Source organism: Halobacillus amylolyticus (genome assembly GCF_022921115.1).
Classification (GTDB): domain Bacteria; phylum Bacillota; class Bacilli; order Bacillales; family Halobacillaceae; genus Halobacillus_A; species Halobacillus_A amylolyticus.
This window is the reverse complement of record NZ_CP095075.1, coordinates 2,513,621-2,539,625: the sequence shown is the minus strand read 5'-3', so window position 1 is coordinate 2,539,625 and position 26,005 is coordinate 2,513,621. Positions and strand designations below refer to the sequence as shown.

The window sequence follows — 26,005 nt, the reverse complement described above, 5'->3', positions numbered from 1 at the left end:
TCAGTGGGTCAAAAAGTTAATCCGGTAGGTCTTCGTATTGGCGTTATCCGTGACTGGGAGTCTAAGTGGTACGCTGGCAAAGACTATGCTGACTTGTTGCATGAAGATATTAAGATTCGTGAATATATTGAACAACGTCTTAAAGATGCTGCCGTATCTACAATTGAAATTGAGCGTGCAGCTAACCGTGTAAACATCACTATTCACACTGGTAAGCCAGGTATGGTTATCGGTAAAGGCGGTTCAGAAGTTGAAGCACTTCGTAAATCACTCAATGATCTTACTGGTAAACGTGTTCACATCAATATCATTGAGGTGAAGAAACCCGATCTTAACGCTACCCTTGTAGCTGACAATATCGCACGTCAATTGGAAAACCGTGTATCTTTCCGTCGTGCACAGAAACAAACAATCCAACGCGCGATGCGTGGAGGAGCGAAAGGTATTCGTACACAAGTATCTGGACGCCTTGGTGGTGCGGATATCGCTCGTGCAGAATATTACAGTGAAGGAACAGTACCACTTCACACTCTTCGTGCAGATATCGATTATGGAACTGCAGAAGCTGACACCACATACGGTAAACTTGGTGTTAAAGTGTGGATCTATCGTGGAGAAGTCCTTCCAACTAAAAACAACAAATAGGAAGGGGGAAAAGCATTATGTTAATGCCTAAACGTGTTAAATATCGTCGTCAACACCGTTCTAGCTTAAGAGGACGTGCTAAAGGTGGTACATCCGTTGCTTTCGGTGAATATGGTTTACAAGCAATCGATCCTGCATGGATCACAGCCCGCCAAATCGAGGCAGCGCGTATCGCAATGACTCGTTACATGAAGCGTGGCGGTAAAGTATGGATTAAAATCTTCCCGGATAAGCCTTATACTGCTAAACCCCTCGAAGTACGAATGGGTTCTGGTAAAGGAGCTCCTGAAGGTTTCGTAGCTGTAGTAAAACCAGGGAAAATTTTATTTGAAATTGCGGGTGTATCAGAAGAAGTTGCACGCGAAGCTCTTCGTCTTGCTTCACATAAACTGCCGATCCGCACTAAATTTGTAAAACGTGAAGAAATTGGTGGTGAAATCAATGAAGGCTAATGAAATCCGTGAATTAACCACTGCCGAAATTGAACAAAAAGTTAAGTCGTTAAAAGAAGAACTTTTTAACCTGCGTTTCCAGCTGGCAACAGGTCAACTTGAGAACACTGCTCGTATTCGCGAAGTTCGCAAATCGATCGCACGTATGAAAACTGTTGCTCGTGAACGTGAGCTAGGCGTAAATAACTAATAAATGAGAGGAGGTCACCCTCACATGAGTGAACGTAACAATCGTAAAGTTTACACTGGCCGTGTAGTATCAGACAAAATGGATAAAACCATTACTGTTCTGGTTGAAACTTATAAGTTCCACAAACTTTATGGCAAACGCGTAAAGTATTCAAAAAAATTCAAGACTCACGATGAAGACAATCAAGCTAAAAACGGTGACGTTGTACGCATTATGGAAACTCGCCCGTTATCAGCGACAAAGCGCTTCCGCCTTGTAGAAGTCGTAGAAGAGTCTGTTATTATCTAATTTAGTTCGCTCGGAAGGATTCCGAAGGGAGGTTACAGTGTATGATTCAACAGGAGACTCGTTTGAAAGTAGCCGACAACTCTGGTGCACGTGAAATTCAAACCATCAAGGTTTTGGGTGGATCTGGTCGCAAGACTGCTAACATCGGTGATATTATCACCGCTACTGTGAAACAAGCAACACCAGGAGGCGTTGTCAAAAAAGGTGAAGTTATTCAAGCCGTTATTGTTCGTTCAAAGAGCGGGATGCGTCGTAAAGACGGTTCTTACATTCGTTTCGATGAAAATGCGGCAGTAATCGTACGTGATGATAAAGGGCCACGCGGAACTCGTATCTTTGGTCCAGTAGCTCGTGAACTTCGTGATGCTAAATTCATGAAGATCGTATCATTAGCCCCAGAAGTATTATAAAAACCTTGAAATGAAAAGCCTTGTAAGGAGGTGCGCGAAGCATGCACGTGAAAAAAGGTGACAAAGTTATGGTTATTTCCGGTAAGGACAAAGGCAAGCAAGGTACAATCCTTCAAGCTTTCCCTAAGAAAGACCGTGTTCTTGTAGAAGGTGTGAACGAAGTAAAAAAACACGCTAAACCTTCACAAGATAACCCACAAGGCGGAATCCTTTCTCAGGAAGCGCCAATTCACGTTTCCAACGTAATGCCGGTTGATCCGAAGTCCGGCGAACCAACACGTGTTGGTTATAAAGTTGAGAACGGAAAGAAAGTTCGTATCGCGAAAAAATCTGGTGAAGCATTAGATAAATAATCCAGTGACGAAAGGAGGGCCACTTGATGAACGAATTCAAGAAAAGATATCAAGAAGAAATTGTGCCATCTATGATGAGCAAGTTTAATTACGATTCTATTATGCAGGCACCTAAGGTCGAAAAAATTGTAATTAACATGGGTGTTGGCGATGCTGTACAAAATGCGAAAGCACTTGACTCAGCTGTCGAAGAGTTATCATTAATCTCCGGGCAAAAACCAGTGATCACAAAAGCGAAGAAATCTATTGCAGGTTTCCGTTTACGTGAAGGAATGCCAATTGGTGCGAAGGTTACACTTCGTGGAGAACGTATGTATGAATTCTTCCAAAAGCTAGTTTCTGTATCTTTACCACGTGTGCGTGACTTCCGCGGGATCTCAAAGAAAGCCTTCGATGGTCGTGGAAACTATACACTAGGAGTTAAAGAACAGTTAATTTTCCCAGAAATTAATTATGACAAAGTAGATAAAGTGCGTGGCATGGATATCGTTATCGTCACAACGGCGGACACTGACGAGGAATCACGTGAACTATTAGCTCAATTCGGTATGCCGTTCCAGAAATAATGAGCTAACCATAAGGAGGGAAAATTGTGGCTAAAAAATCAATGGTCGCGAAACAACAACGCAAGCAAAAGTTCCAAGTACGCGAATATACTCGCTGTGAACGTTGCGGACGTCCTCATTCCGTACTTCGCAAATTTAAGCTTTGCCGTATTTGTTTCCGTGAACTTGCATATAAAGGACAAATCCCTGGTGTCAAAAAAGCCAGCTGGTAAACCCGATATAGGGAAGGAGGTATATGAGTTATGACTATGACAGATCCAATTGCAGATATGCTTACTCGTATTCGTAACGCGAATATGGTTCGTCACGAGAAGCTTGAACTTCCAGCTTCCAAAGTTAAAAAAGAAATTGCTGATATCCTAAAGCGTGAAGGTTTTGTACGTGATTATGAATTTGTAGAAGATAGCAAACAAGGCGTCCTTCGCATCTTCCTTAAATACGGTCAAAATGAAGAGCGTGTCATCACTGGGGTAAAGCGTATCAGTAAGCCAGGACTACGTGTTTATGCTAAAGCCGAAGAACTTCCAAAAGTTCTAAACGGACTTGGTGTTGCCGTTGTTTCTACTTCAAAAGGTGTACTAACAGACAAAGAAGCTCGTGAACAGGCCATTGGTGGCGAAGTGCTAGCTTACGTTTGGTAATTGAAATAGATAAGACAGGAGGTGCAAATGAATGTCTCGCGTAGGATTAAAATCATTAGAAATCCCTGAAGGTGTAGAAATTATTCAGGATAATAATACAATCACTGTTAAAGGTCCAAAAGGTGAACTAACTCGTACATTCCACGAAGATATTACGGTGAAGATTGAAGATAACGTTCTTACAGTAGCTCGTCCAAGCGACCATAAAGAACATCGTGCTCTTCATGGTACAACTCGCAGCCTGATCGGAAACATGGTTGAGGGCGTATCTAAAGGATATGAGAAAAACCTTGAGATTATCGGTGTTGGTTACCGTGCTCAAAAGCAGGGAGATATTGTTGTTATTAACGCCGGTTACTCTCACCCTGTAGAAGTTGAGAAGCGTGACGGAATTGAGATCGACGTTCCATCAAACACAAAGCTAACTATTAAAGGTATCGACAAAGAGCTTGTCGGAGCTGTAGCAGCAAAAATCCGTGCTATCCGTCCTCCAGAGCCTTATAAAGGCAAAGGAATTCGTTATGAAAACGAACGTGTTCGCAGAAAAGAAGGTAAGACAGCTAAATAAGGTTCTAAGGTAAGGAATAGAAAGGAGTGACCCAGATGATCACGAAGGCTGATAAAAATGCCGTACGTAAAAAGCGTCATGCGCGTGTTCGTACGACTGTAGTCGGTACAGCGGAGCGCCCACGTTTAAACGTTTATCGCTCTAACAAACACATCTATGCACAATTGATTGATGATACTAACCAAGTTACCGTAGCAAGTGCTTCTACTACAGAAAAAGACTTTGGTCTTGATAATACTGGAAACGTTCAAGCAGCTCAAAAAGTCGGTGAATTGGTCGCTGAACGTGCGAAAGACAACGGTTATAAAGTCGTTGTGTTCGACCGTGGCGGTTACTTGTATCATGGACGTGTAAAAGCTCTAGCAGACGCGGCTCGCGAAGCCGGCCTGGAATTTTAATCGTTAAAGGAGGGACATATATGCTAACAAACATTGACCCTAATAAATTGGATCTAGAAGAACGTGTAGTAACGATCAACCGTGTTGCAAAGGTTGTAAAAGGTGGACGTCGCTTCCGTTTTGCTGCATTGGTTGTAGTAGGAGATAAAAATGGTCATGTCGGTTTTGGTACAGGTAAGGCGCAAGAGGTACCAGACGCGATTAAGAAAGCTATTGATGATGCGAAAAAGAATCTTATTTCAGTACCAATTAAAGGTACGACAATTCCACACGAAATCACAGGACGCTTTGGTGCAGGCAGCATTCTTATGAAGCCAGCAGCAGAAGGTACCGGAGTTATCGCGGGTGGTCCTGTACGTGCAGTACTCGAGCTTGCAGGCGTTCAAGACATCCTTTCTAAGTCACTTGGTTCAAACACACCAATTAATATGGTGCGTGCTACGCTGAGTGGGCTTGACGGGCTTAAACGCGCAGAAGATGTTGCTCGACTTCGTGGGAAGTCCGTAGAAGAACTGTAGGATAAGGAGGGAAATAAAATGGCTAAAAAGTTAGAAATTACCCTCACGCGCAGTGTTATTGGCAGAGCACAAGATCAGCGCGCGACTGTTAAAGCGCTTGGTCTAAACAAGATTCGTCAATCTGTCGTAATTGAAGATAACCCAGCGATCCGAGGTATGGCTAATAAGGTATCTCACCTTGTATCGATTAAAGAAGTATAAGTCAAGAATCATAAATAAGGAGGTGCTCTCATGAAACTGCATGAACTGAAACCAGCAGCTGGATCTCGCAAAGAACGTAACCGTGTTGGTCGCGGAATGGCGTCTGGTAATGGTAAAACATCAGGTCGTGGTCACAAAGGTCAAGGGCAGCGTTCTGGCAGCAAAACACGCCCAGGGTTTGAAGGCGGTCAAATGCCGCTATTCCAACGTTTACCTAAGCGTGGGTTTACGAACATTCATCGTAAGGAATTTGCGATTATTAACCTTGATGCTCTTAACCGTTTTGAAGAAGGCACTGAGGTTACTCCTGAGCTTCTACTTGAAACTGGCGTAGTCAGCAAAGAAAAAGCTGGCATTAAAGTTTTGGGTAAAGGTTCTGTCGAGAAGAAACTTACAGTGAAAGCTCATAAGTTCTCTGCTTCAGCAAAAGAGGCTATTGAAGCAGCGGGCGGTCAAACTGAGGTGATTTAATGTTCCGGACAATCTCCAATTTTATGCGCGTGGGTGATATTCGGCGGAAAATTATCTTCACACTATTGATGCTCATTGTTTTTCGCCTGGGTACATTCATACCCGTACCATTTACGAATCAGGATGCGATCAACTTCATGGATGAACAAAATGCATTCGGATTCCTAAATACATTTGGGGGCGGTGCACTGCAAAACTTCTCTATATTTGCAATGGGAATTATGCCGTACATCACTGCCTCTATTATTATGCAATTGCTACAGATGGATGTAGTACCTAAGTTTGCGGAATGGAAAAGTCAAGGTGATGTAGGCCGTCGAAAATTAGCTCAGTTTACCCGCTACGGAACGATTGGACTAGCCTTTGTTCAAGCAATTGGAATGTCAATCGGATTTAATACTTTGGCTGGTGGTCAATTAATCACTAGTCCGGGCGTGCTAACATACGCTGTCATTGCTCTTGTATTAACTGGCGGAACAGCTTTCTTGATGTGGCTTGGTGAGCAAATCACCTCTCACGGTGTCGGAAATGGTATATCCATTCTGATTTTTGCCGGAATTGTTGCCGCGATCCCAACAGGCATTAATCAGCTGTATGATCAGTACATCTCTGGTGCTGGAGAACAGCTGTTTATTAACCTAGTAATCATCGCGATCATCGCATTAGTTATCGTTGCTGTTGTGGTTGGAGTCATTTTCATCCAACAGGCACTTCGTAAGATTCCGATCCAATACGCTAAGAAATTAGTAAACCGTTCACCTGTAGGCGGTCATTCAACCCACCTGCCTATTAAAGTAAATGCTGCAGGGGTTATCCCGGTAATCTTTGCCATTTCATTCATTATCGCTCCTAGAACCGTTGCCGGATTCTTTGAAGGTAATGAAGTAGCCTCTGTGATTCAATATATCTTTGATTATCAGAATTGGCCTGGAATGATTATCTATGTTGCGTTAATTATTGCCTTCACGTATTTCTATACATTTGTTCAGGTGAATCCAGAGCAAATGGCAGAGAATTTGAAGAAGCAAGGCGGTTATATCCCTGGTATTCGTCCTGGTGCAAACACAGAGACATACCTTACAAGGGTCATGTATCGCTTAACCTTCGTAGGTTCCATCTTCCTAGCAGCTGTCTCTATTCTTCCTATTATTTTAGGTGCAGCAGCAGAGCTGCCGCCTACGGTACAAATTGGAGGAACTGGCTTGCTTATTGTTGTAGGGGTAGCCCTTGAGATGATGAAACAGCTCGAAAGCCAGCTTGTGAAACGTCATTATAAAGGCTTTATTAAGTAGTTTGAGTAACGATAATGAATATGAGACGGAGGGAAAACGTTGAATTTAATTCTGATGGGTCTTCCTGGTGCAGGTAAGGGCACACAGGCAGAGAAGATAGTCGAAAAATATAACATCCCTCATATCTCAACTGGAGATATGTTCCGTTTAGCTATCAAAGAAGGAACAACGCTTGGCCAAGAGGCTAAATCATATATGGACAAAGGTGAACTAGTCCCAGATGAAGTAACTATCGGGATTGTTCGTGAGCGTTTAAGTAAACCCGATTGTCAAAAAGGCTTTCTGCTTGATGGATTTCCTAGAACGATTGCCCAGGCGGAAGCACTAGAGAATTTGTTAAAAGATATGAACGAATCAGTCGATTATGTTCTTCATATTGATGTTCCAAAAGACCAACTCATCGAACGCCTTACTGGACGAAGAGTATGCCCGACTTGCGGGGCCACTTATCATATTGCTTTCAACCCTCCTAAAGAGGAAGGGAAGTGCGATCATGACGGGTCAGAGTTAATTCAACGTGAAGATGATCAGCCTGAGACCGTAAAAAAACGTTTGGAAGTAAATGTTGAGCAATCACAGCCACTTCTAAACTTCTACCAAGACAAGGGATATTTAGTCACTTATAATGGTGATCGTGATATCGATCTCGTTTTTCAAGACATTGATAAAAAGCTCGGAGGCCTTGTGAGATGATTATTAGCAAAACACCACGGGAATTAGAAATTATGCGTGAAGCTGGCAGGATTGTTGCCTTAACGCACCGAGAAATGAGGAAAAGCATCCAGCCTGGTGTAACAACCGGTGAATTAGATCGAATTGCTGATCGATTCATACGCAGCATGGATGCAATCCCTTCTTTTAAAGGTTATAATGGATTCCGTGGTAGTATTTGCGCATCGGTCAATGAAGAGCTCGTCCACGGAATCCCGGGTGACCGGATTTTAAACGAGGGCGATATCATTAGTATTGATATTGGTGCAAAATATAAAGGCTATCATGGTGATTCGGCATGGACTTATCCAGTCGGCACTGTTGATGAAAATACAGAGCGTTTGCTGAGAGTAACCGAAACCTCGTTGTTAAAGGGACTTGATGAAGCAAAGCCTGGTGAGCGCCTTTCTAATATATCCCATGCCATTCAAAGTTATGTCGAAACAGAAGGTTTTTCGATTGTACGCGAATATGTGGGCCATGGTGTTGGGCAAGATCTTCATGAGGATCCACAAATTCCTCATTACGGTCCACCTAATAAAGGTCCACGCTTGAAACCAGGAATGGTTTTGGCTGTAGAACCAATGGTCAATGCAGGGACTCGATACGTAAAGACTCTTGCGGATCGTTGGACGGTAGTGACACGAGATGGTAAAATGTGTGCTCATTTCGAACACACCATTGCGATTACGGAAGAAGGTTACGAAGTCTTAACTAAATCCTAAGTGAAGGTGATCGTGTTTGAATGAATCTGAGTCGAGTCCACGAATAGGTCAAGTTGTTCGCATTGTGCAAGGACGTGAGGCAGGACAGTATGCGGTTGTAATAGATATACTGGATGGCCGCTTTTTGCTGCTTGCCGATGGAGAGAAGCGTAAGTATGATCGACCAAAGAAAAAGAATCTGCAGCATGTAGAGCTTATGGATTTCATCTCTCCGGAAGTCCAAAACAGCCTTCTGGAAACTGGTCGCGTCACGAATGGCAAGCTTCGATTTGCCGTATCAAAATATGTCAATGAAGAAGTGACTGATTTGAAGAAGGGAGATCAACTCGATGGCGAAAGACGATGTAATTGAAGTGGAAGGAACAGTCGTTGAAACTCTTCCCAACGCCCAATTTAAGGTAGAGCTTGAAAACGAACATACCGTTTTAGCTCATGTTTCAGGTAAAATTCGAATGCACTTCATTCGAATCCTGCCTGGAGATAAAGTAACGGTGGAACTTTCCCCTTATGATCTGACAAGAGGACGTATTACGTACCGTTATAAATAATAGAACGAAAGCTCCGTTATAAAAGGAGGTATGGATGATGAAGGTAAGGCCTTCTGTAAAGCCAATTTGCGAGAAATGCAAGGTTATCCGTCGTAAAGGTAAAGTAATGGTAATCTGTGAAAACCCTAAACACAAACAAAAACAAGGTTAATTAAAGAAGGAGGTGCACGTATCCAATGGCACGTATAGCAGGTGTAGATATTCCTCGTGATAAGCGCGTAGTCGTATCCCTAACTTATATCTATGGTATTGGTAAGCCACTAGCTGTTGAAGTTTTAGCCGAAGCAGGCGTTTCCGAAGATACTCGAGTTCGTGACTTAACTGAAGACGAACTAGGTAAGATTCGTACAGCTATTGACAACCACAATGTTGAAGGGGATCTTCGTCGTGAAAACTCCCTTAATATCAAACGTCTAATTGAGATTGGTTCCTACCGTGGAATCCGTCACCGCCGTGGGCTTCCAGCTCGTGGACAAAAGACAAAAAACAACTCCCGTACACGTAAAGGACCACGTCGTACCGTGGCTAACAAACGTAAATAATTTAGAAAAGAAGGAGGTTAAACTACATGGCACGTAAAGGAAACACTCGTAGTCGTAAGCGTCGCGTGAAAAAGAATATAGAGACTGGTGTGGCACACATCCGTTCTACTTTTAACAATACGATCGTATCGATCACCGACGTTCAAGGTAACGTAATCGCTTGGAGCAGTGCTGGTGTGCTAGGCTTCAAAGGTTCTCGTAAATCGACTCCATTCGCAGCCCAGATGGCTTCAGAGGCTGCAGCAAAAGATGCAATGGATAATGGTATGAAATCATTGGAAGTTACTGTTAAAGGTCCAGGAGCTGGTCGTGAAGCAGCGATTCGTTCACTACAAGCCGTTGGTCTTGAGATCACTGCAATTCGTGACGTGACTCCAGTACCACACAACGGTTGCCGTCCGCCAAAACGTCGTCGCGTATAATAATTCTGAATAGAATTTGTCACCCTGTCTATAATGGGTTATGATAGCTTTTAAATAGCACCGCATTAGACAGTAAATATGTAGTTGTCTTGTTATTTGGGACTGCCTACCTGAGGAATTTCGGTTAGACCACGTCTAACCGGGGTTTCGACGTTTTGAAGGAGGGTTTTGTTTATATGATCGAAATTGAAAAGCCAAAAATCGAACCGGTTGAGATCAGCGATGATTCCACATTTGGTAAATTTGTCGTCGAACCGCTTGAACGTGGATATGGTACAACACTAGGTAACTCCTTGCGTCGTATCCTATTATCCTCACTTCCTGGCGCTGCCGTAACATCAGTTCAAATTGATGGGGTGCTTCATGAATTCTCAACCATCGAAGGTGTTGTTGAGGATGTAACCACAGTTGTTTTGAATCTAAAGAAACTAGCTTTGAAGATTTACTCTGATGAAGAGAAGACTTTAGAAATTGATGTGCAAAGTGAAGGGAAAGTAACAGCTGCAGACATTACGCATGATAGTGATGTAGAAGTTCTGAATCCGGATCTTCATATTGCAACGTTGGATAGCAAAACAACTCTACGTATGCGGATTACGGCTGAACGTGGTCGGGGATACCGTCCAGCTGAAGGGAACAATCACGAAGACTTACCAATTGGTGTGATTCCAGTTGACTCAATCTTTACACCAGTTTCTCGTGTCACATATCAAGTCGAGAACACACGTATTGGTCAAACTTCAAACTTTGATAAACTGACGTTAGATGTATGGACTGATGGCAGCATTCGCCCTGAAGAGGCGATCTCTCTTGGAGCTAAGATCTATATGGAACACCTTAATATCTTTGTAGGCCTTACTGATGAAGCGCAAAAAGCTGAAATCATGGTTGAAAAAGAAGAGGACCAAAAAGAAAAAGTTCTAGAGATGACGATTGAAGAACTCGATCTCTCCGTTCGTTCATATAACTGCTTAAAACGCGCAGGTATTAACACTGTTCAAGAGCTTGCGAATAAGTCTGAAGATGACATGATGAAGGTCCGTAACCTTGGTCGTAAATCTCTTGAAGAAGTGAAGCATAAGCTGGAAGAACTCGGACTAGGTTTGAGAAAAGAAGACTAATTGATCGATCACATCTAAGAGATTCCGATAAGGGAGGGATAATCCATGGCTAGAAAGTTAGGACGTACTACTGATCAACGTATGGCGCTTCTTCGTAACTTAGCGACAGACTTGATCGTTCATGAACGTATCGAAACAACAGAAGCTAAAGCGAAAGAGCTTCGTTCCGTTGTTGAGAAAATGATTACACTAGGCAAACGAGGAGATCTTCATGCCCGTCGTCAGGCTGAATCATTCCTTTACAGTGCAGATGCGAATGAAGAAGGAGACCAAACAGCCCTGCAAAAGCTGTTCTCTGATATCGCACCACGCTATGAGGAACGCCAGGGTGGTTACACTCGCGTACTTAAGTTAGGCGAGCGTAAAGGTGACGGTGCTAAGATGGCAATCATTGAACTAGTTTAATTTCAACCATTTGTGATGGATACAAAAGGGCAGGGTGGACTCTCACTGAGAGGTTAACTCCAGCCCTTTTTTTATGCTTGAAGAAATAAGAAATTATTTAAATCTGAGGCCAGCTTGGTAATTATCCGGGTAGAGTCCAAGCTTCAGGTTAAATTAATCACCTCTATGACCCTGTTAGGCGTTTGGGTGTACGCTGTTGGTCAAGGTGCGTCAATCTAAGTTGGGCTTCCACCCTCGTGGCACTGCGTTTTGCCCAGCTTTCTTTTTATACCAGTAGTATGTATCGTTTGTCGATTTCAATCGGGAAATGTTGAAATGTATTTCCCGGGAAATAGAATTGTCGAGCAGAGGGGGAAACCTTGTGAGTCTGAGTCAGATCGAGTTTAGAAATGTTTCTTTTCGCTACCAAGAAGATATGCCTTGGGTGTTGAAAAACGTCAGCTTTACTATCGCAGAAAACGAATGGGTGGCGATTATAGGGCATAATGGTTCAGGGAAATCAACGATTGCTAAGTTGATGAATGGGCTGCTTTTTCCCCAAGAGGGAGAAATTATTGTTGATGGACAAACTGTCAAAGCAGATACCGTATGGGATGTAAGAAAGAACGTTGGGATGGTTTTTCAAAACCCTGATAACCAGTTCGTCGGAACAACGGTTCGTGATGATGTGGCCTTCGGCATGGAGAACCATGGTATGCCTAGAGGGCTGATGCTTGAGCGAATCAAAGAGAGTCTTACGGCCGTTGGGATGAACGATTTTCAACGTCAAGAGCCACATCGTTTGTCTGGAGGGCAAAAGCAACGTGTAGCGATAGCGAGCGTTCTTGCCGTTTCACCAAAGTACATTATTTTAGATGAAGCAACGGCGATGTTGGATCCTAAAGGCAGGAAGGAAATTTTGAATACCATTCTTGATGTTCAACAACAGAGAAACCTTTCTTTAATCACCATCACTCATGACTTGCATGAAGTGATTCAGGCTGAACGTGTCATTGTTATGAACCAGGGTGAAATTTGGTTAGAGGCTCCCCGCGTACTATTTTTGCAAAAAAAGAACAGTTAACTGAAATTGGCTTAGATACTCCTTTTATAACCAAACTAGCGGATGAGCTGAAATCTGTTGGTATTGAACTTACACGTGAGCCACTCAATCACAAGGAGCTGTTGGAGGAACTATGGACATTAAATTCAATGAAGTAAGCTATGTCTATCAGCCAAATAGTCCATTTGAGCATCGGGCACTAAACAAGCTGTCCTTTAACATCGATTCTGGCGCTTTTGTTGCGGTAATCGGCCATACGGGTTCGGGGAAATCAACATTGATTCAGCACCTAAATGGGCTCATTCAGCCGACAGAAGGGGAAGTAACGATTGGGGATTATCACCTTAAGGCAGAAGAGAAAAATAAGCGACTCAGAGAATTGCGAGAAAAAGTGGGTGTTGTTTTTCAATATCCCGAGCATCAACTGTTTGAAGAAACAGTAGAGAAGGACATCGCCTTTGGGCCGATGAACTTTGGTGTAGAGCAAGAGGAGATTAAACGTCGTACGAATGAAGCCATTTCATCTGTTCACCTCTCTGAGGAAATATTGGAACGGTCTCCGTTTGACTTGAGTGGTGGACAAATGCGCCGCGTGGCCATATCTGGTGTGCTCGCAATGAACCCAGAAGTGCTCGTGCTGGATGAACCTACAGCGGGGCTCGACCCTAGAGGGCAAAGGGAAATCATGGACATGTTTGCAAGACTTCATAAGGAGAAAGGGCTAACAACGGTGCTTGTTACCCATAGTATGGAGGATGCTTTGGCGTATGCAGATCACGTGATCATTTTGAATAAAGGGGAAGTATTTATGCACGGGCCGCCCCTCGAGATTTTTCAAGAAAAGGAAGCACTGAATAAGGTCCAGCTTGATGTTCCGGAAGTGATTCATTTTTTAAGTCAAGTAGAGATGAAATTCAATCAAAGGATACCGTACAAGGGACAATCAATAACAGAGTTAGCAAAGGAATTGGCTCACATAGTGAGAGGGGGCCGCGATCATGAGTAGTTCATTGATTATTGGCCAGTACATTCCGGGGGATTCCATTGTACACCGACTGGATCCTCGTTCGAAAATTGCCATCATATTCTTTTTCGTTGTGATCGTATTTTTTGCTAATTCTGTTCTGAGCTATGGACTATTAACTTTATTTGCGATTGGAAGTGCCATTGCTACTCGTATTCCTATTCGCTACATTTTAAAAGGGTTGAAGCCGGTATGGTTCTTAATTGCGTTTACTTTCCTGCTCCATATCTTTGTGACGAAGGAAGGGGACGTACTTACAACGATATTCGGATGGGAGCTTTATGAAGGTGCCATTGTACAAGGGGCCTCGATTTCGTTGCGGTTTTTTCTTCTAATTATGGTCACCTCGTTACTTACTTTGACGACGACCCCGATTGAAATTACAGATGCTATTGAACAACTGCTAGGGCCATTAAAAAAGGTACGTTTCCCTGTACACGAGCTGGCTTTGATGATGTCGATTTCGTTGCGATTTATCCCGACACTCATGCAGGAAACCGAGAAAATTTCTAAAGCCCAAGCCTCCCGTGGCGTGGATTTCCGCACAGGGGCATTTAAAGACCGTATCAGGGCTATTATTCCACTTTTAGTACCATTGTTCGTTAGCGCCTTTAAACGTGCTGAGGAGCTCGCTATGGCGATGGAGGCAAGGGGTTATAAAGGAGGCGAAGGCCGGACAAAGCTGAGAGAGCTCCAAATCGGCCGCGTCGACTATTATATCTATGTTCTATTCGCTCTCATTATTGTTGGTCTATTTTTAACAAGGAACTAGTGTGGAGGAGATCAAAATGCAGCGATTGAAGTGTAGAGTAGAATATGATGGGACAGCGTATGCAGGTTACCAAGTCCAGACAAACGGTATAACGATTCAAGAGAAAATCGAAAAGGCCCTAACCAAGATGCACAAAGGCGAAAGAGTGAAGATTACTGCATCTGGTCGTACGGATGCTGGTGTACATGCGATCGGCCAAGTTATTCATTTTGATACAAGTTTGAACATTCCAGAATCGAACTGGAAAAGGGCGCTAGGTCCGATGCTTCCGGCAGACATACGTGTAGCGGAGGTAGAACCTGTGACGGACGACTTCCATGCACGGTATGATACGACAGCTAAGGAATACCGCTACTATGTGTGGAATGATCAGGAGCCGAATCTATTCCGCAGGCTTTATACTTATCATATTAGAAAGCCACTAGATGTTACGGCAATGCGTGAGGCTTGTAAGCTTGTCGAAGGAGAGCATAACTTCACTTCCTTTTGTTCTCCGCGTACAGATCTCAAAGGAAGCAAAGTTCGCACCATTACTAAGTCGGTAATTGAGCGGCATGGATCCGAGCTCGTATTTATTTTCAAAGGAAGCGGCTTTTTATATAATATGGTTCGAATTCTAGTAGGAACGATTCTTGAGGTAGGGTTTGGTGATCGCACGCCTGACGAACTGGAGAAGATGATCGCGGCTAGGGATCGGAAAGCAGCTGGGAGGACAGCGCCTCCTCATGGACTGTTTTTATGGAAGGTAGAGTATTGAACTTAGGCATCTTAAATCGCTCATATATGCAATTAATGGTGATTTTCGTGCAATAATCCCGTGAAATACGCAAATAACGGAAATTTTACGCAATTACTGAAAAATATATGCAAAAACCATTTGGCTGGACTTAATAGCTAATATCTTGGCGAGTATGAACAAGGTGCCTCCGCATTTCTTTAAAAAAACAACGATTCCTGGTGTGCGAAGACTTGACATAGGGATGTAGAGTGTTATATGATATGCTATGGCATTTTATTTCTATACCACGGTTAGCCCCGGAAACTAATCGTATTTGAGATAAATTTAAAAATTGAGCTTTGTGAAATTACGAATTCAGGAGGGAAACCGATATGCGCACAACTTTCATGGCAAATGAAAACAACGTGGAACGCAAATGGTTCGTTGTGGATGCTGCAGGGCAGACACTTGGCCGTTTGGCAAGCGAAGTTGCTGCGATCCTTCGCGGTAAAAATAAACCAACGTATACACCACACGTTGACACTGGTGACCATGTCATCATCATCAATGCAGGAGAAATCCAACTAACTGGTAACAAAATCAATGATAAGATTTATTACCGTCACTCTAACCACCCAAGTGGTTTGAAATCTCGTACAGCTAACGAAATGCGTACAAAATATCCTGAGCAAATGCTAGAGCTTGCAGTTAAAGGTATGCTACCTAAAGGAAGCCTAGGACGCAAAATGGGTAAAAAACTTCATGTCTACGCTGGATCTGAGCACAAGCATGAAGCACAACAACCAGAAGTTTACGAACTTCGTGGATAATTAAAGGAGGTAATCGATAGTGGCACAAGTACAATACTCCGGTACTGGACGTCGTAAAAAGTCGACAGCTCGTGTTCGCCTTGTTCCAGGAACTGGTCGTGTAGTAGTAAACAAACGTGATGCTGAAGACTTTTTCCCATATGAAACACTTCGTATGATTCTGAAGCAGCCTCTAGCTGTTACAGAGACTGAAGGTAACTATGATGTTTATGTAAATGTTGATGGTGGAGGTTTCACTGGTCAAGCTGGTGCAATCCGTCACGGAATCGCTCGTGCGCTGCTTCAAGCAGACCCAGAATACCGTACACCACTTAAGCGTGCGGGACTATTAACTCGTGATGCACGTATGAAAGAGCGTAAGAAATACGGTCTTAAAGGTGCACGTCGTGCTCCACAGTTCTCTAAGCGTTAATAATATCTCAACTACAAAAGCCTTTTCCCTATTTGGGAAAAAGGCTTTTTTGTTCCATTTACTTCCACCTCAGGTCATCCAAATTATGGATGACCTGAGGTGGGGTTTTATTACATAAAAAAAGGGCAACCAGGCGATGCTGGTTGTCCTCTCGATTACTATTTGTAGAGTAAATATTCTTCGCGTACTTCTTTGAACTCACCCAAACCTTCTTGCCATCTCTCTTGTATCTTCTCAACAGACTGACCATTTTCAATCGCTTCACGGACCCAGCCATTTCCAATTAAGTTATCGAAAAAGGAGATCCCCTCGCTATTTTCTGCGCGGAATTCGAAATCATTTGGATACAGGTCATGAATGGATTTCACAATGTGCAGTCCAGTTACGATTGGGTCATATGCATCTTTATCTGTCACGTGAATTTCAATGCCATGACTTAACGTGCCGCGATGTTTAGAGAATTGCGGTGTGAACGACGCAGCTCTAAACGTAACACCTGGTAGACCTTTTTCGTTTAAAGTGGCTGCAAGCTCTGTGCTGTTAATAAACGGTGCACCAATCAGTTCAAATGGTTTCGTTGTTCCACGCCCTTCTGAAACATTTGTCCCTTCAATTAAGGCAGCACCTGGATAAACTAAGGCCGTATCAAAGGTTGGCATATTTGGTGACGGGGCAACGAACTGTAATGGTGTTTCGTCAAAGTACATGCTTCGTTTCCACTTATTCATCTCCACGACCGTTAAATCCGCCCCAATGTCAAATTCCTTGTTAAATAGTTTAGCAAGCTCCCCGACAGTCATACCGTGACGGAGTGGGATAGGGTAATTCCCTATAAATGACTTGTATTTTGGATCGAGCACAGGACCTTCTACTTTCTCACCGCCCAGTGGATTCGGACGATCAAGCACGATAAATGGAATATCATTTTCCTGCGCCGCTTCCATAGCATAAGCCATGGTATAAATGTATGTGTAAAATCTAGTGCCGACATCTTGAATATCAAATAATAGAACATCGATATTCTCTAGCATCTCAGGAGTTGGTTTTCTCGTTTCACCATACAAGCTATAAACGGGGACACCTGTGTTTTCATCGATATAGTATTCAACGTATTCACCAGCTTGTGCACTGCCGCGTACCCCATGCTCTGGTCCGTATAAAGCTGTTAAATTAACATCTGGGTCATTATGCAGAAGATCTACTATACTGTTTAACTCTTGATCGACGCCGGTTGGATTGGTAATCAATCCGACGCGTTTGCCTTCAATCAATTCTTTCTCTTCTTCAAGTAAAACTTCTACACCGAGCTTGAAGTTCTTATATTTCCCTTTTTGTTTCCCATTATTACCACCCTTATCTGCAAAAACGGCAGAAAAGGTAGAAAGGATCAAAATGAACATTAGCATGAAGATGAAAGGCTTCTTTTTCACAGTTACTCACTCTCCCCATTTCATTTTGTAAACATCGAGTATGAGGTCATCCAGCCCCGATGTTTTTAAAAATTAATACGATAGACCGTGACCGAATTGATAGAGGGCGTTCCCATCTCCCCCAGGAATGGTAACAGGCAGTAATCCAGTCGGGTTATTCTCGCCAAATAGTGTAGCAGCTGTTGCTTCAAAGCTTGCTTGTCTGAATCCATATTGAGCCAAGTATCCATCGATCTCTGGATAGGCCATAATATCGTATGGATTACGGATTCCCACGCCAATGACTGGTGTGTCAAGATCCTCAATAAGTTGATTTACTAATTGCATTTGTGAGCTGTTCTCTGAGCGGCCGCTGACATTATACGTATAGGTTCCGGCTACAATCGCTTCAGCACTTTCCAACTGACTCAGCTGCTCTTCGCTTAGTGGACCGGATGCTTGAATCAACCCGGTGTTTTCATGATGATTACGAACGGCTTGATATAAACTGTTACTATACGAATGACCAACGACAACTATTTTTTCATCGACTGCTGGGCCAAGTGGCAGGACATCGTCATTTTTCACAAGAGTGATTGATTTTTCAGCAGCTTTTTGTTCAACTTGTTTATGGGCATCTGAGCCAACGACCTCCTTGGCATTTGCTAAAACTTCATTCATATCAGGAGTAGCTTCGGATTTAATCACACCGCGGTTCAATTTAAGTGTTAAAATCCTCTCAACAGATTGTTCAATTCGATCAACGCTGATTTCTCCTGTCTCCACAGCCTCAAGTAAACCATCAACAACTTTTTCAAGGCCTACAGGCATGAGGATAATATCCGTTCCTGCTTTAACGGCTCTAATCACAGCGTCGACGGAGCCAAAATGCTCTGTGATGGCATTCATATTTAAGGCATCGGTAATGATTACGCCTTCATAACCCATTTCTTCTCTCATTAATCCAGTCAGCACTTTGGGAGAGAGTGTGGCTGGTAAAGAGATTTTTGATCCGTCCTTTTTAGAGATTACTTTCGTGTCATCAATTTTTGGAAAGGTAACATGGGCTGTCATAATAGCGTCAATGCCAGCGTCCATCGCTTGTTGGAATGGATACAGTTCCACTTCCATTAAGCGTTCTTTATCATAAGGCACTTCTGGTAAACCGAGGTGGGAGTCAACTGCCGTGTCACCATGGCCAGGGAAGTGCTTCGCTGTTGCGGCTACTCCTGTGCTTTGAAGTCCTTCAGTATAAGCGACACCTAGTTCGGCTACTAGTTCAGGCGATTCGCCAAAAGAGCGAACACCGATGACAGGGTTATCAGGATTATTGTTGACGTCTAATACAGGTGCAAGGTTCATATTAATCCCTAATGCATTTAATTCTTCGCCGATTGCTTCACCGACATTATAGGATATCTCGCTTGATCTCGTTGCCCCGAGGGCCATGTTACCAGGCATATCTGTGCCTGACTGCAAACGAGTAACTATACCACCTTCCTGATCAATTGTCATTAGTAATCCGTATTTTTCAGCAGCTGCTTGATAATCGGCAACAAGCTTGGCTGTTTGTTCTGTTGTCACAACATTTTCACGGAAAAGGATCACACCGCCGAGATGATAATCTTTTACGATCTGCTCAATCTCTGGCAGCATTTCCGTCACGTTTTCTCCTTCCCAGTTTCTAAAATCAGGCATGAGCATCTGACCTATTTTTTCATTAATCGTCATACCTTCAATTGCTTGCTCAATGATTTCATAGCGATCGCCCTGTTGTTTAACGACTTTTCCTTCAAAAGAAGGCTTTTTCTTGTCAGGCTTCTTAGCTGGTTTGTGATCAATAGCAATCCGGTCTCTGTAAGTTCCGTCCGAAACGGTAATAAACGTTCGTCCGTTATGACCGGATAAAGTCACGTCACCACCATCGACTACGGCAACGTTTTTATTCGTAGTGGACCACGTCAGCTTTTCGTCGTCTGCAATTTCAAAATGACCGTCTTCATAAATGTGTAAGGCGGTAAGGTGGACTTCGTTATCCACGATAGAACTCTCAACCTCTGGGACATTTTCAAGTAAAATAACATCTTTTACACCTGCATGATTGTCTGCAGCTGCCGTACTTGGCATAAGTGGGACCAGTAAGGCGAATATAATAATGAGCATCGTAAATGGGTTACGTATTCGCTTCCTCAAATCGTTCCACTCCTTTTCGATTTAATAATTTCTTTGTTTCCATTGACTACTAGTACTATTTACTTGTAACGGTTCACTATTCTCTCTCGTAAACCTCAAATTCGTAACATACCAACCTCTTCCATTTGTACTTCCGTCTGTTTTATAGCGGAAGCGGACATAATTTGTACCAGCAGGAATGGACATTTGCTGTGACTTCCAGGAAATACTTGAGCCTGTGAATGGTTCATTGATTTGGGACCAGTTCTCCCCGTCATTGGAAACTTCAATAATACCAAAATCATAACCTTGTTCGATGCGGTACCATGAATCAAAGGATAAGGTAGCTTCTTCCTCAACGGAAACCTTTGCCGTTAACGTTCGATTCAACTGATCGCCGTATCCAGAGAACCAAGCTTCTTCTTTCGTTGGCATGTTGACAGGGATGGCATCAGCTACTTTTCGAGCGAATTGCCGACGTGCAGGGTTGGTTGAAACTGTATCACGAGTAGGATGGACCCGATTCGTTAATAAAACCGCTACGGTCTCGTTGTTCGGATTGATGACGATCGAAGTCCCTGTATAGCCGGTATGTCCGATAGAGGAGGCTTCTGATAAGGCATCCATATACCATCCCTGGGCAAGCTCCCAGCCTAAGCCATGCTCATTACCAGGGAATTCAGGAATTTGATTTTTCATTAACAATTCAACTGTCTCGGCTTTGAGAATTTGCTTGTCGCCATAACGTCCATCGTTTAAAAACATATGGCCAAGCTTCGCAAGGTCATGGGCTGTAGAGAATACGCCAGCATGTCCAGCGACACCTCCGAGCGACCAGGCGTTCTCGTCATGGACTTCTCCCCAAACAAGACCGCGGTCGGTCCACGGTTGATATTCAGTTGCTGCGATTTGTTGTTTTAATCCTTTGGGAGGGTTGTACATGGTATTCGTCATGTTGAGAGGTTCCGTGAGGTTTTCCTTAACGAAAGCATCAAGGCTCTGGCCTGAAATACGTTCAATAATAGAGGCTAACGTAATCATATTTAGATCACTGTAGGTGTATGTAGATCCTGGTGGGTTATTTAATGGATAGGCATAAACATACTGCAGGCGTTCTTCCTTACTATCTCCAATGGTATAAAGGGGAACCCATGCTTTGAACCCTGAAGTATGAGTCATCAGCTGTCTGATCGTTACATGTCCCTTTCCGTTTTGAGCAAACTCGGGAATGTAATCAGCTACTTGGTCGTCCAGCTCAAATAGACCTTGCTCATAAAGCTTCATGGCTGCAGTTGTCGTGAATATTTTACTTAGAGAGGCAATATCAAAAATGGTGTCAGGCTGCATGGCAATCGGATGATCCACATTCTCCCCTTGGTCATTTTCATAGAGAACGGCGTGTCCATATGCTTCATGCTGAACGATCTGACCGCGACGGGCCACAAATGTGACAGCACCAGGCATTACTTCTTTGTTGATCATCGATTCCATAACCGAATCAATTTCTTTCAAAGGTGTTCTCATCATGCCAGCCCTTTAATTGAACCCGGGTGTAAGACGGGTGAAGATGGACCGGAATTCCCCAAGAAAACACGGGATGAGCCCGTTCTTGGACTTGTTTCTTTTCGTGCTTTTCAATCGTAGGCTTGTCCTTTTCGCTTGCTTCCAAGCTCCTTTCCGTATTTGTCGTAAACAGCAGTGTGGCAGACAGCATAGTCAAAATGGTTAACTGAGACGTTCTTGTTTTCATATGTGCCTCCTTTCTATTTTGATGTTAAGCGAGTTGAAAGGGTTTTCAGTCGCTTATTCTCATCATAAAGTACCGACAATATAGATGTCTATACCACATATGTATCATTAATTTTTGAAAAATTAAAAAATACACGAAAAAGGGATTAGGTAAATAGTTACTCTACTACTAATTATAGGATAAGTGAATGACGATGACCTATCTTTCTATACATATATACATATCTTGTCCCATATAGTTAGGTAGGAGATGTAAGGGAGTGAAAGAGTTATGATACGGCGCATGAAGACGATAGGATGGTTACTAGCGGTAGTCGGGGTTGTTTGCTTAATTTCCTATCCTGCACAGGAGGTTAAAGACGCGTGGCAAACCTGGTCTTCGCCACTTTCTGGAAAGGTAATTATACTTGATCCTGGCCATGGAGCTCCGGATGGTGGGGCGGTAGGGAAGAATGGAACAGAAGAGAAGGATATCACGCTCAAACTTTCTCAGTACTTACGAGATTATCTTCAAGAAGCAGGGGCCATTGTTTACTTAACAAGAGAGGATGATAATGACCTTTCTTCTGATGATGCAGGTAGTTTGTCGCGTCGTAAGGCAGAGGATATTAGAAAACGCGTTGATTTTATCAAAGATAAAGAAGCGGATTTTTTCTTGAGTTTGCATTTAAATGCCATCCCTTCAGAAAAGTGGAGCGGGGCGCAAACCTTTTACAATCCGAAAAGTGACAAAAGTGAAAGTCTGGCTAAATTTATTCAATCGGAAATAGAAACAAACCTCGATAATACAGCTCGGAAAGCCATGGGACTGACTAATATCTATCTGCTCAAGCATACGAAAGCACCTGGTGCCTTGGTTGAAGCGGGGTTTTTATCCAATCCAGAAGAACGAACGTTACTCGAAAGTGAAGAGTATCAAAGAAAGATGGCAGCATCTGTGTATAGGGGCATTCTACGTTACGTTACAGAGCTTGAATACCCTAATGATCCTGAGGAGTAAGCAAATCACTTAGAAAGCGTTTCAGATATGTTATACTTGCACTGTCGAAACATTTCTAAGGAAGGTGACGCATGTGCTTACACAGGAAGAGGTACTGAATATCCTCCATCCAATCGAAGATCCGTTTTTACATAAAACGTTGGAAGAAACCGGTGGAGTCGAAGAGATAAAGATTAAAGAAGAGAAAAACCACGTAAGTGTTAAGGTTTTAATTGCTAAAACCAATACAGCAGAGCAAATGGAGCTGCAGCAAACAATTGTCAACGCCCTTAAAAACGGGGGAGCGGCAACTGTAGGGCTCCGTTTTGATCAGCTGTCAGATGATGTAATTGAAAAGTTTCAGCCAGCTGCTGAAGAGGGTCAGGAAGCTTCGTTGCTTGATGGCAAGACAGGTACGAAGTTTATTTCCATTGCCAGCGGAAAAGGCGGCGTAGGGAAATCAACGGTGACTGTTAATCTTGCTATTGCCCTTTCACGTCTTGGCAAAAAGGTCGGAATTATTGACGCAGATATTTACGGGTTCAGTGTTCCAGATATGATGGGAGTCGAAGAGCGCCCTGTCGTTCGTGGTGAAAAAATCATTCCCGTTGAGCGTTTTGGTGTGAAAATCGTATCTATGGGTTTCTTTGTGGAGGATAACTCCCCTATTATTTGGCGTGGGCCTATGCTTGGCAAAATGCTGACAAGCTTTTTCAAAGAAGTGGAGTGGGGGGATCTAGACTACCTTCTTCTTGACTTGCCACCTGGAACTGGTGATATGGCTCTAGATGTCCATGCTATGCTACCTTCTTCAAAGGAAATCATCGTTACAACACCACACCCTACAGCGGCATTCGTAGCGGCTCGAGCGGGCCAAATGGCTATAAAAACAGAGCATGAAATCTTGGGCGTTGTAGAGAATATGGCTTACTTTGAGAGTAAAGAGACAGGTAATAAGGAGTTTGTCTTTGGCCGCGGCGGCGGAGCTAAGCTTGCCGATGAGCTGAAAACAGATATTTTAGGTCACATTCCTTTGCAGCAACCATTTGAGGAAGAAGAAGTATTTGCACCATCTGTCTACCAAACCGATCATCCAATTGGTGTCGTGTATCGGAACATGGCTGCAAAGGTTATTGATAAGTACTAAATAAAAGCACGCCGCCTTTTTTAAAAGGCGGCGTGCTTTTTTCTGCCTATTCGCCTGAACCTGAACCGCCACCTGACTTCCCTTGTCCACCTTGACCGGGTTTTTCACCGCTCTTCATTTGCTCTGCGGCTTGAAGTAGCGTTTCAGTCATTTTCGCCTGGAAAACCGGACTGTTCAAAGTTTCCTGAATCGTTTTTTCTAAATGGGCTCGGAATTTTTGGCCTTTCATTACTTCGAGCATTTGTTCCATCATTTCGGGGTTTTGATAAAGTTCAATGAGTGACTTCTGATATTCAGGGTCCTTCATTAAGCCTTTCATTAATTTCTTTTGTTCCTCTTCAATTACTTTGCTGAATTCTTGAACAAATTTCGGGTCTGTAAAAAGTTGACCCCAAAATTCTTTACCTTTTTCCGAAAGAAGGGTTTCACTTACGGCTTGCTTGACGACTTCGGAGTCCAATGCCATTGACTGCTGCATTTTTTCATCTTTAAGAACTTCAGTCATCGCCTTCTTACCGTCATCTGTTTTTAATATATCAACCATCATTTTTTTAGTGGTTTCGTAATCCGCTTCCCCGCTGGCTTGAGGACTGCCTCCACAAGCGGCTAAGAAAACAACGAGTATAACGGGACATATAAAGCGTAATATGGACATAACTTATGTCCCCTTTCCTTTATTCTCCTTGCTTTATTATTTGCATTCAGCTAAAAAAATATGCGAGCTTGAAGAAAAATCATAAGCTTCATGATAAAATACGAGAGGGTAATTTAATGCAATTTAGGGGGAAACAACGTGACTAGTCGAAAATGGGTGAGAATGTTTTTGACAACGCTGTTAATCGGCGGCGTTTTAACATTGCTGACCAGTTTTATACTTAAATCAGAATCATACACCAGAGTTTTACAGCCATTTCAGTTATTTGAACTCGTTGGAGTATTGTTATTTTTCCTTGGTTTTGGGCTAATATTCAGTGTCATCAGCCAAATGGGTTTTTTCGCTTACTTAACGGTTAATCAGTTTGGCCTGGGTGTTTTCCGCAGAATGTGGCCATCCATTCAATTATTTTTGGTTGCCTTTACGCTTTTTGACCTTGTCTATTTCCGCTATCGTGCAGCGGAAGGAGCGGCAGTTTGGCCTTTCCTATGGACCGCCATAGGTTTGCTCGCCATTTCGCTTGCAGTGGCTAGAGTGAAATCGAAAGAAACCAATTCAAAGGCATTTGTCCCTGCCTTGTTTTTTATGGTCGTTGTCACAACAGTTGAATGGGTCCCAGCTCTACGTGCAGGTGGGAGCGACTACGTATGGCTGATGATCATTCCGTTAATCGCTTGCAATGCTTACCAGCTCCTGCTGTTACATCGAATAACATCCAGTAATAAATCAGCATAGAAAAAAAGCGGCCCAGAGTTTGGGCCGCTTTTATTATTCCTGAGTGATCTTAGCTTTCCCGCCACTGACTAATTCTGTAATGGTAACAAATTCAAGACCTTTTTGTTTAAGCCCTGGGATGATCACTTCGAGTGCTTTAGCCGTCTGTTTGACAGAATCAGAAGCATGAAGCAAAATAATATCCCCTTTTGATCCTGTTCCCATAATTTGATCGATAATAGTGTTAGTTCCTGGATTTTCCCAATCTCGAGGGTTTAGACTCCATTGAACAGTTTCAAGTCCTTCTTGTTCAATTGCTGCTAATATTTCTTCGTTCAAATGGCCGTGAGGGGGTCTTATATAATTTATATCTTCAAAGCCAAGTTTTTCAAAGACTTCCTTCGCTTTTTGAATATCCCTTCTTATTTCTTCAGGTTCCATCTCTGTATAGCTTTCATATTCGTATCCCGTCATGGCTATTTCATGCTTATCTTCGTGGATAGCCTCGACAATATCCTGATGCCGCTCGGCCCAACTGCCGCTTAGAAAGAAGGTAGCTTTTGTCTGATGAGTCTCAAGTTTGTCCAAAATATCATTCACCTTTTCATTTCCCCAGCTAATATTGAACGTCAACGCGATATACGGCTGTTCCTCACTTCCCTGTGATAAAGCTTTTGGCTCCCCATCATTCGAAAAAACAGGTAGCTGGCCCATTTGACCAATCCACATTAATATGGCACAAAATAATGCTAGGAATATGACGACTCCATAACGCTTTACTTTCTCCATTCGCCATGTATAAAAACTCACGTTAAAGCAGCTCCTTTTCCCTCTATATGTTCCATACCTATGAAAAAATTGGACAAACTATGCTATAAATCCTTAAAACAGGGTAAAAATAAAAGGAGTCATGTA

General features: G+C 43.0%; 36 protein-coding genes and 2 pseudogenes. 33 read left to right on the top strand and 5 right to left on the bottom strand.

Annotation, left to right across the window (positions count from 1 at the left end; all coding sequences use genetic code 11):
- Positions 1-3 precede the first annotated feature (3 nt).
- The 30 genes and pseudogenes from rpsC to rpsI all read left to right on the top strand — a co-directional run bounded on the left by rpsC (position 4) and on the right by rpsI (position 16,265).
- Entirely contained in the window at positions 4-645 is a 642-nt protein-coding gene (gene rpsC / locus MUO15_RS13150) for a 30S ribosomal protein S3 (protein WP_245029788.1), read from the top strand.
- A gap of 17 nt (positions 646-662) precedes the next feature.
- The gene (rplP, locus tag MUO15_RS13145; RefSeq protein ID WP_244751042.1) at positions 663-1,097 is read left to right on the top strand and encodes a 50S ribosomal protein L16; all 435 of its coding nucleotides are present in this window, start codon (positions 663-665) and stop codon (positions 1,095-1,097) included.
- The gene (gene rpmC, locus MUO15_RS13140; protein ID WP_008636054.1) at positions 1,087-1,287 is read left to right on the top strand and encodes a 50S ribosomal protein L29; all 201 of its coding nucleotides are present in this window, start codon (positions 1,087-1,089) and stop codon (positions 1,285-1,287) included. Before rplP ends, rpmC begins: the two co-directional genes overlap by 11 nt.
- Before the next feature lie 24 nt (positions 1,288-1,311).
- Entirely contained in the window at positions 1,312-1,575 is a 264-nt protein-coding gene (gene rpsQ / locus MUO15_RS13135; protein WP_244751043.1) for a 30S ribosomal protein S17, read from the top strand.
- A gap of 41 nt (positions 1,576-1,616) precedes the next feature.
- Positions 1,617-1,985: a 50S ribosomal protein L14 gene (rplN, locus tag MUO15_RS13130; RefSeq protein WP_244751044.1), complete on the top strand. Its 369-nt coding sequence runs from the start codon at positions 1,617-1,619 to the stop codon at positions 1,983-1,985.
- A 41-nt stretch (positions 1,986-2,026) separates the two neighbouring features.
- Complete coding sequence (rplX, locus tag MUO15_RS13125) at positions 2,027-2,338, top strand: 50S ribosomal protein L24 (RefSeq protein WP_245029786.1); 312 nt, start codon at positions 2,027-2,029, stop codon at positions 2,336-2,338.
- Between the two features lie 26 nt (positions 2,339-2,364).
- Positions 2,365-2,904, top strand: a complete 540-nt coding sequence (gene rplE / locus MUO15_RS13120; protein ID WP_245029784.1) for a 50S ribosomal protein L5 — start codon at positions 2,365-2,367, stop codon at positions 2,902-2,904.
- A gap of 26 nt (positions 2,905-2,930) precedes the next feature.
- On the top strand, positions 2,931-3,116 hold the full coding sequence (locus MUO15_RS13115) for a type Z 30S ribosomal protein S14 (protein WP_008592548.1): 186 nt from the start codon (positions 2,931-2,933) through the stop codon (positions 3,114-3,116).
- A 30-nt stretch (positions 3,117-3,146) separates the two neighbouring features.
- Positions 3,147-3,545 carry a 30S ribosomal protein S8 gene (rpsH, locus tag MUO15_RS13110; RefSeq protein WP_204710840.1) on the top strand — a complete coding sequence of 133 codons (399 nt, stop codon included), beginning with the start codon at positions 3,147-3,149 and terminating at the stop codon, positions 3,543-3,545.
- Between the two features lie 31 nt (positions 3,546-3,576).
- Positions 3,577-4,113, top strand: coding sequence for a 50S ribosomal protein L6 (rplF, locus tag MUO15_RS13105; RefSeq protein ID WP_245029782.1), 537 nt, complete (start codon positions 3,577-3,579; stop codon positions 4,111-4,113).
- A gap of 35 nt (positions 4,114-4,148) precedes the next feature.
- Positions 4,149-4,511, top strand: coding sequence for a 50S ribosomal protein L18 (gene rplR, locus MUO15_RS13100; protein ID WP_245029780.1), 363 nt, complete (start codon positions 4,149-4,151; stop codon positions 4,509-4,511).
- Positions 4,512-4,531: 20 nt separating this feature from the next.
- The gene (rpsE, locus tag MUO15_RS13095; RefSeq protein WP_245029778.1) at positions 4,532-5,029 is read left to right on the top strand and encodes a 30S ribosomal protein S5; all 498 of its coding nucleotides are present in this window, start codon (positions 4,532-4,534) and stop codon (positions 5,027-5,029) included.
- A gap of 18 nt (positions 5,030-5,047) precedes the next feature.
- Positions 5,048-5,230 carry a 50S ribosomal protein L30 gene (gene rpmD / locus MUO15_RS13090; protein ID WP_245029776.1) on the top strand — a complete coding sequence of 61 codons (183 nt, stop codon included), beginning with the start codon at positions 5,048-5,050 and terminating at the stop codon, positions 5,228-5,230.
- A 30-nt stretch (positions 5,231-5,260) separates the two neighbouring features.
- The gene (gene rplO, locus MUO15_RS13085; RefSeq protein ID WP_245029774.1) at positions 5,261-5,701 is read left to right on the top strand and encodes a 50S ribosomal protein L15; all 441 of its coding nucleotides are present in this window, start codon (positions 5,261-5,263) and stop codon (positions 5,699-5,701) included.
- A complete protein-coding gene (secY, locus tag MUO15_RS13080) occupies positions 5,701-6,993 on the top strand; it encodes a preprotein translocase subunit SecY (protein WP_245029772.1) in 1,293 nt (430 codons plus the stop codon). Before rplO ends, secY begins: the two co-directional genes overlap by 1 nt.
- A gap of 39 nt (positions 6,994-7,032) precedes the next feature.
- Positions 7,033-7,686 (top strand): adenylate kinase, encoded by a 654-nt coding sequence (locus MUO15_RS13075; RefSeq protein WP_245029770.1) that lies wholly within the window; start codon positions 7,033-7,035, stop codon positions 7,684-7,686.
- Complete coding sequence (gene map / locus MUO15_RS13070) at positions 7,683-8,429, top strand: type I methionyl aminopeptidase (RefSeq protein WP_245029768.1); 747 nt, start codon at positions 7,683-7,685, stop codon at positions 8,427-8,429. The genes MUO15_RS13075 and map overlap by 4 nt, the downstream gene beginning before the upstream one ends.
- Before the next feature lie 16 nt (positions 8,430-8,445).
- Entirely contained in the window at positions 8,446-8,781 is a 336-nt protein-coding gene (locus tag MUO15_RS13065; protein WP_245029766.1) for a KOW domain-containing RNA-binding protein, read from the top strand.
- Positions 8,759-8,977, top strand: coding sequence for a translation initiation factor IF-1 (gene infA / locus MUO15_RS13060; RefSeq protein WP_244751055.1), 219 nt, complete (start codon positions 8,759-8,761; stop codon positions 8,975-8,977). Before MUO15_RS13065 ends, infA begins: the two co-directional genes overlap by 23 nt.
- Positions 8,978-9,014: 37 nt before the next feature.
- Entirely contained in the window at positions 9,015-9,128 is a 114-nt protein-coding gene (gene rpmJ / locus MUO15_RS13055) for a 50S ribosomal protein L36 (protein WP_003156543.1), read from the top strand.
- 25 nt (positions 9,129-9,153) lie between these two features.
- A complete protein-coding gene (rpsM, locus tag MUO15_RS13050) occupies positions 9,154-9,519 on the top strand; it encodes a 30S ribosomal protein S13 (RefSeq protein ID WP_245029764.1) in 366 nt (121 codons plus the stop codon).
- Positions 9,520-9,545: 26 nt separating this feature from the next.
- The gene (gene rpsK / locus MUO15_RS13045; protein WP_245029762.1) at positions 9,546-9,941 is read left to right on the top strand and encodes a 30S ribosomal protein S11; all 396 of its coding nucleotides are present in this window, start codon (positions 9,546-9,548) and stop codon (positions 9,939-9,941) included.
- A gap of 176 nt (positions 9,942-10,117) precedes the next feature.
- The gene (locus MUO15_RS13040; protein WP_245029760.1) at positions 10,118-11,062 is read left to right on the top strand and encodes a DNA-directed RNA polymerase subunit alpha; all 945 of its coding nucleotides are present in this window, start codon (positions 10,118-10,120) and stop codon (positions 11,060-11,062) included.
- A gap of 45 nt (positions 11,063-11,107) precedes the next feature.
- Complete coding sequence (gene rplQ / locus MUO15_RS13035; protein ID WP_244751059.1) at positions 11,108-11,467, top strand: 50S ribosomal protein L17; 360 nt, start codon at positions 11,108-11,110, stop codon at positions 11,465-11,467.
- A gap of 361 nt (positions 11,468-11,828) precedes the next feature.
- Positions 11,829-12,667: pseudogene (locus MUO15_RS13030) on the top strand (energy-coupling factor ABC transporter ATP-binding protein).
- Positions 12,643-13,515 (top strand): energy-coupling factor ABC transporter ATP-binding protein, encoded by an 873-nt coding sequence (locus MUO15_RS13025; RefSeq protein ID WP_245029758.1) that lies wholly within the window; start codon positions 12,643-12,645, stop codon positions 13,513-13,515. The pseudogene MUO15_RS13030 and the gene MUO15_RS13025 overlap by 25 nt, the downstream one beginning before the upstream one ends.
- Positions 13,508-14,305 (top strand): energy-coupling factor transporter transmembrane component T family protein, encoded by a 798-nt coding sequence (locus tag MUO15_RS13020; RefSeq protein WP_245029756.1) that lies wholly within the window; start codon positions 13,508-13,510, stop codon positions 14,303-14,305. Before MUO15_RS13025 ends, MUO15_RS13020 begins: the two co-directional genes overlap by 8 nt.
- Positions 14,306-14,321: 16 nt before the next feature.
- The gene (truA, locus tag MUO15_RS13015; protein WP_245029754.1) at positions 14,322-15,062 is read left to right on the top strand and encodes a tRNA pseudouridine(38-40) synthase TruA; all 741 of its coding nucleotides are present in this window, start codon (positions 14,322-14,324) and stop codon (positions 15,060-15,062) included.
- Between the two features lie 353 nt (positions 15,063-15,415).
- Positions 15,416-15,853: a 50S ribosomal protein L13 gene (gene rplM / locus MUO15_RS13010; RefSeq protein ID WP_245029752.1), complete on the top strand. Its 438-nt coding sequence runs from the start codon at positions 15,416-15,418 to the stop codon at positions 15,851-15,853.
- Positions 15,854-15,872: 19 nt separating this feature from the next.
- A complete protein-coding gene (gene rpsI / locus MUO15_RS13005; protein WP_163528039.1) occupies positions 15,873-16,265 on the top strand; it encodes a 30S ribosomal protein S9 in 393 nt (130 codons plus the stop codon).
- A gap of 158 nt (positions 16,266-16,423) precedes the next feature.
- Here the strand turns inward: rpsI and MUO15_RS13000 are convergent, their stop codons facing one another.
- The 3 genes and pseudogenes from MUO15_RS13000 to MUO15_RS12990 form a co-directional block, all read right to left on the bottom strand.
- On the bottom strand, positions 16,424-17,671 hold the full coding sequence (locus tag MUO15_RS13000; protein ID WP_396266355.1) for an exo-beta-N-acetylmuramidase NamZ family protein: 1,248 nt from the start codon (positions 17,669-17,671) through the stop codon (positions 16,424-16,426).
- Between the two features lie 96 nt (positions 17,672-17,767).
- Positions 17,768-19,837: a glycoside hydrolase family 3 protein gene (locus MUO15_RS12995; RefSeq protein WP_396266354.1), complete on the bottom strand. Its 2,070-nt coding sequence runs from the start codon at positions 19,835-19,837 to the stop codon at positions 17,768-17,770.
- Between the two features lie 51 nt (positions 19,838-19,888).
- Positions 19,889-21,596 (bottom strand): annotated as a pseudogene (locus tag MUO15_RS12990) (serine hydrolase).
- Between the two features lie 270 nt (positions 21,597-21,866).
- On the opposite strand from MUO15_RS12990, the gene cwlD reads away from it, so the two are divergent.
- Together cwlD and MUO15_RS12980 are read left to right on the top strand one after the other, a co-directional pair.
- Positions 21,867-22,595: an N-acetylmuramoyl-L-alanine amidase CwlD gene (gene cwlD / locus MUO15_RS12985; RefSeq protein ID WP_245029750.1), complete on the top strand. Its 729-nt coding sequence runs from the start codon at positions 21,867-21,869 to the stop codon at positions 22,593-22,595.
- Between the two features lie 73 nt (positions 22,596-22,668).
- Complete coding sequence (locus tag MUO15_RS12980; protein ID WP_245029748.1) at positions 22,669-23,721, top strand: Mrp/NBP35 family ATP-binding protein; 1,053 nt, start codon at positions 22,669-22,671, stop codon at positions 23,719-23,721.
- A gap of 46 nt (positions 23,722-23,767) precedes the next feature.
- Here the strand turns inward: MUO15_RS12980 and gerD are convergent, their stop codons facing one another.
- Positions 23,768-24,376 carry a spore germination lipoprotein GerD gene (gerD, locus tag MUO15_RS12975; RefSeq protein WP_245029746.1) on the bottom strand — a complete coding sequence of 203 codons (609 nt, stop codon included), beginning with the start codon at positions 24,374-24,376 and terminating at the stop codon, positions 23,768-23,770.
- 138 nt (positions 24,377-24,514) lie between these two features.
- On the opposite strand from gerD, the gene MUO15_RS12970 reads away from it, so the two are divergent.
- Positions 24,515-25,111, top strand: coding sequence for a KinB-signaling pathway activation protein (locus MUO15_RS12970; RefSeq protein WP_245029744.1), 597 nt, complete (start codon positions 24,515-24,517; stop codon positions 25,109-25,111).
- Between the two features lie 33 nt (positions 25,112-25,144).
- On the opposite strand, the gene pdaB is transcribed toward MUO15_RS12970, so the two are convergent.
- Positions 25,145-25,900 (bottom strand): polysaccharide deacetylase family sporulation protein PdaB, encoded by a 756-nt coding sequence (gene pdaB, locus MUO15_RS12965; RefSeq protein WP_245029742.1) that lies wholly within the window; start codon positions 25,898-25,900, stop codon positions 25,145-25,147.
- Positions 25,901-26,005: the final 105 nt, after the last annotated feature.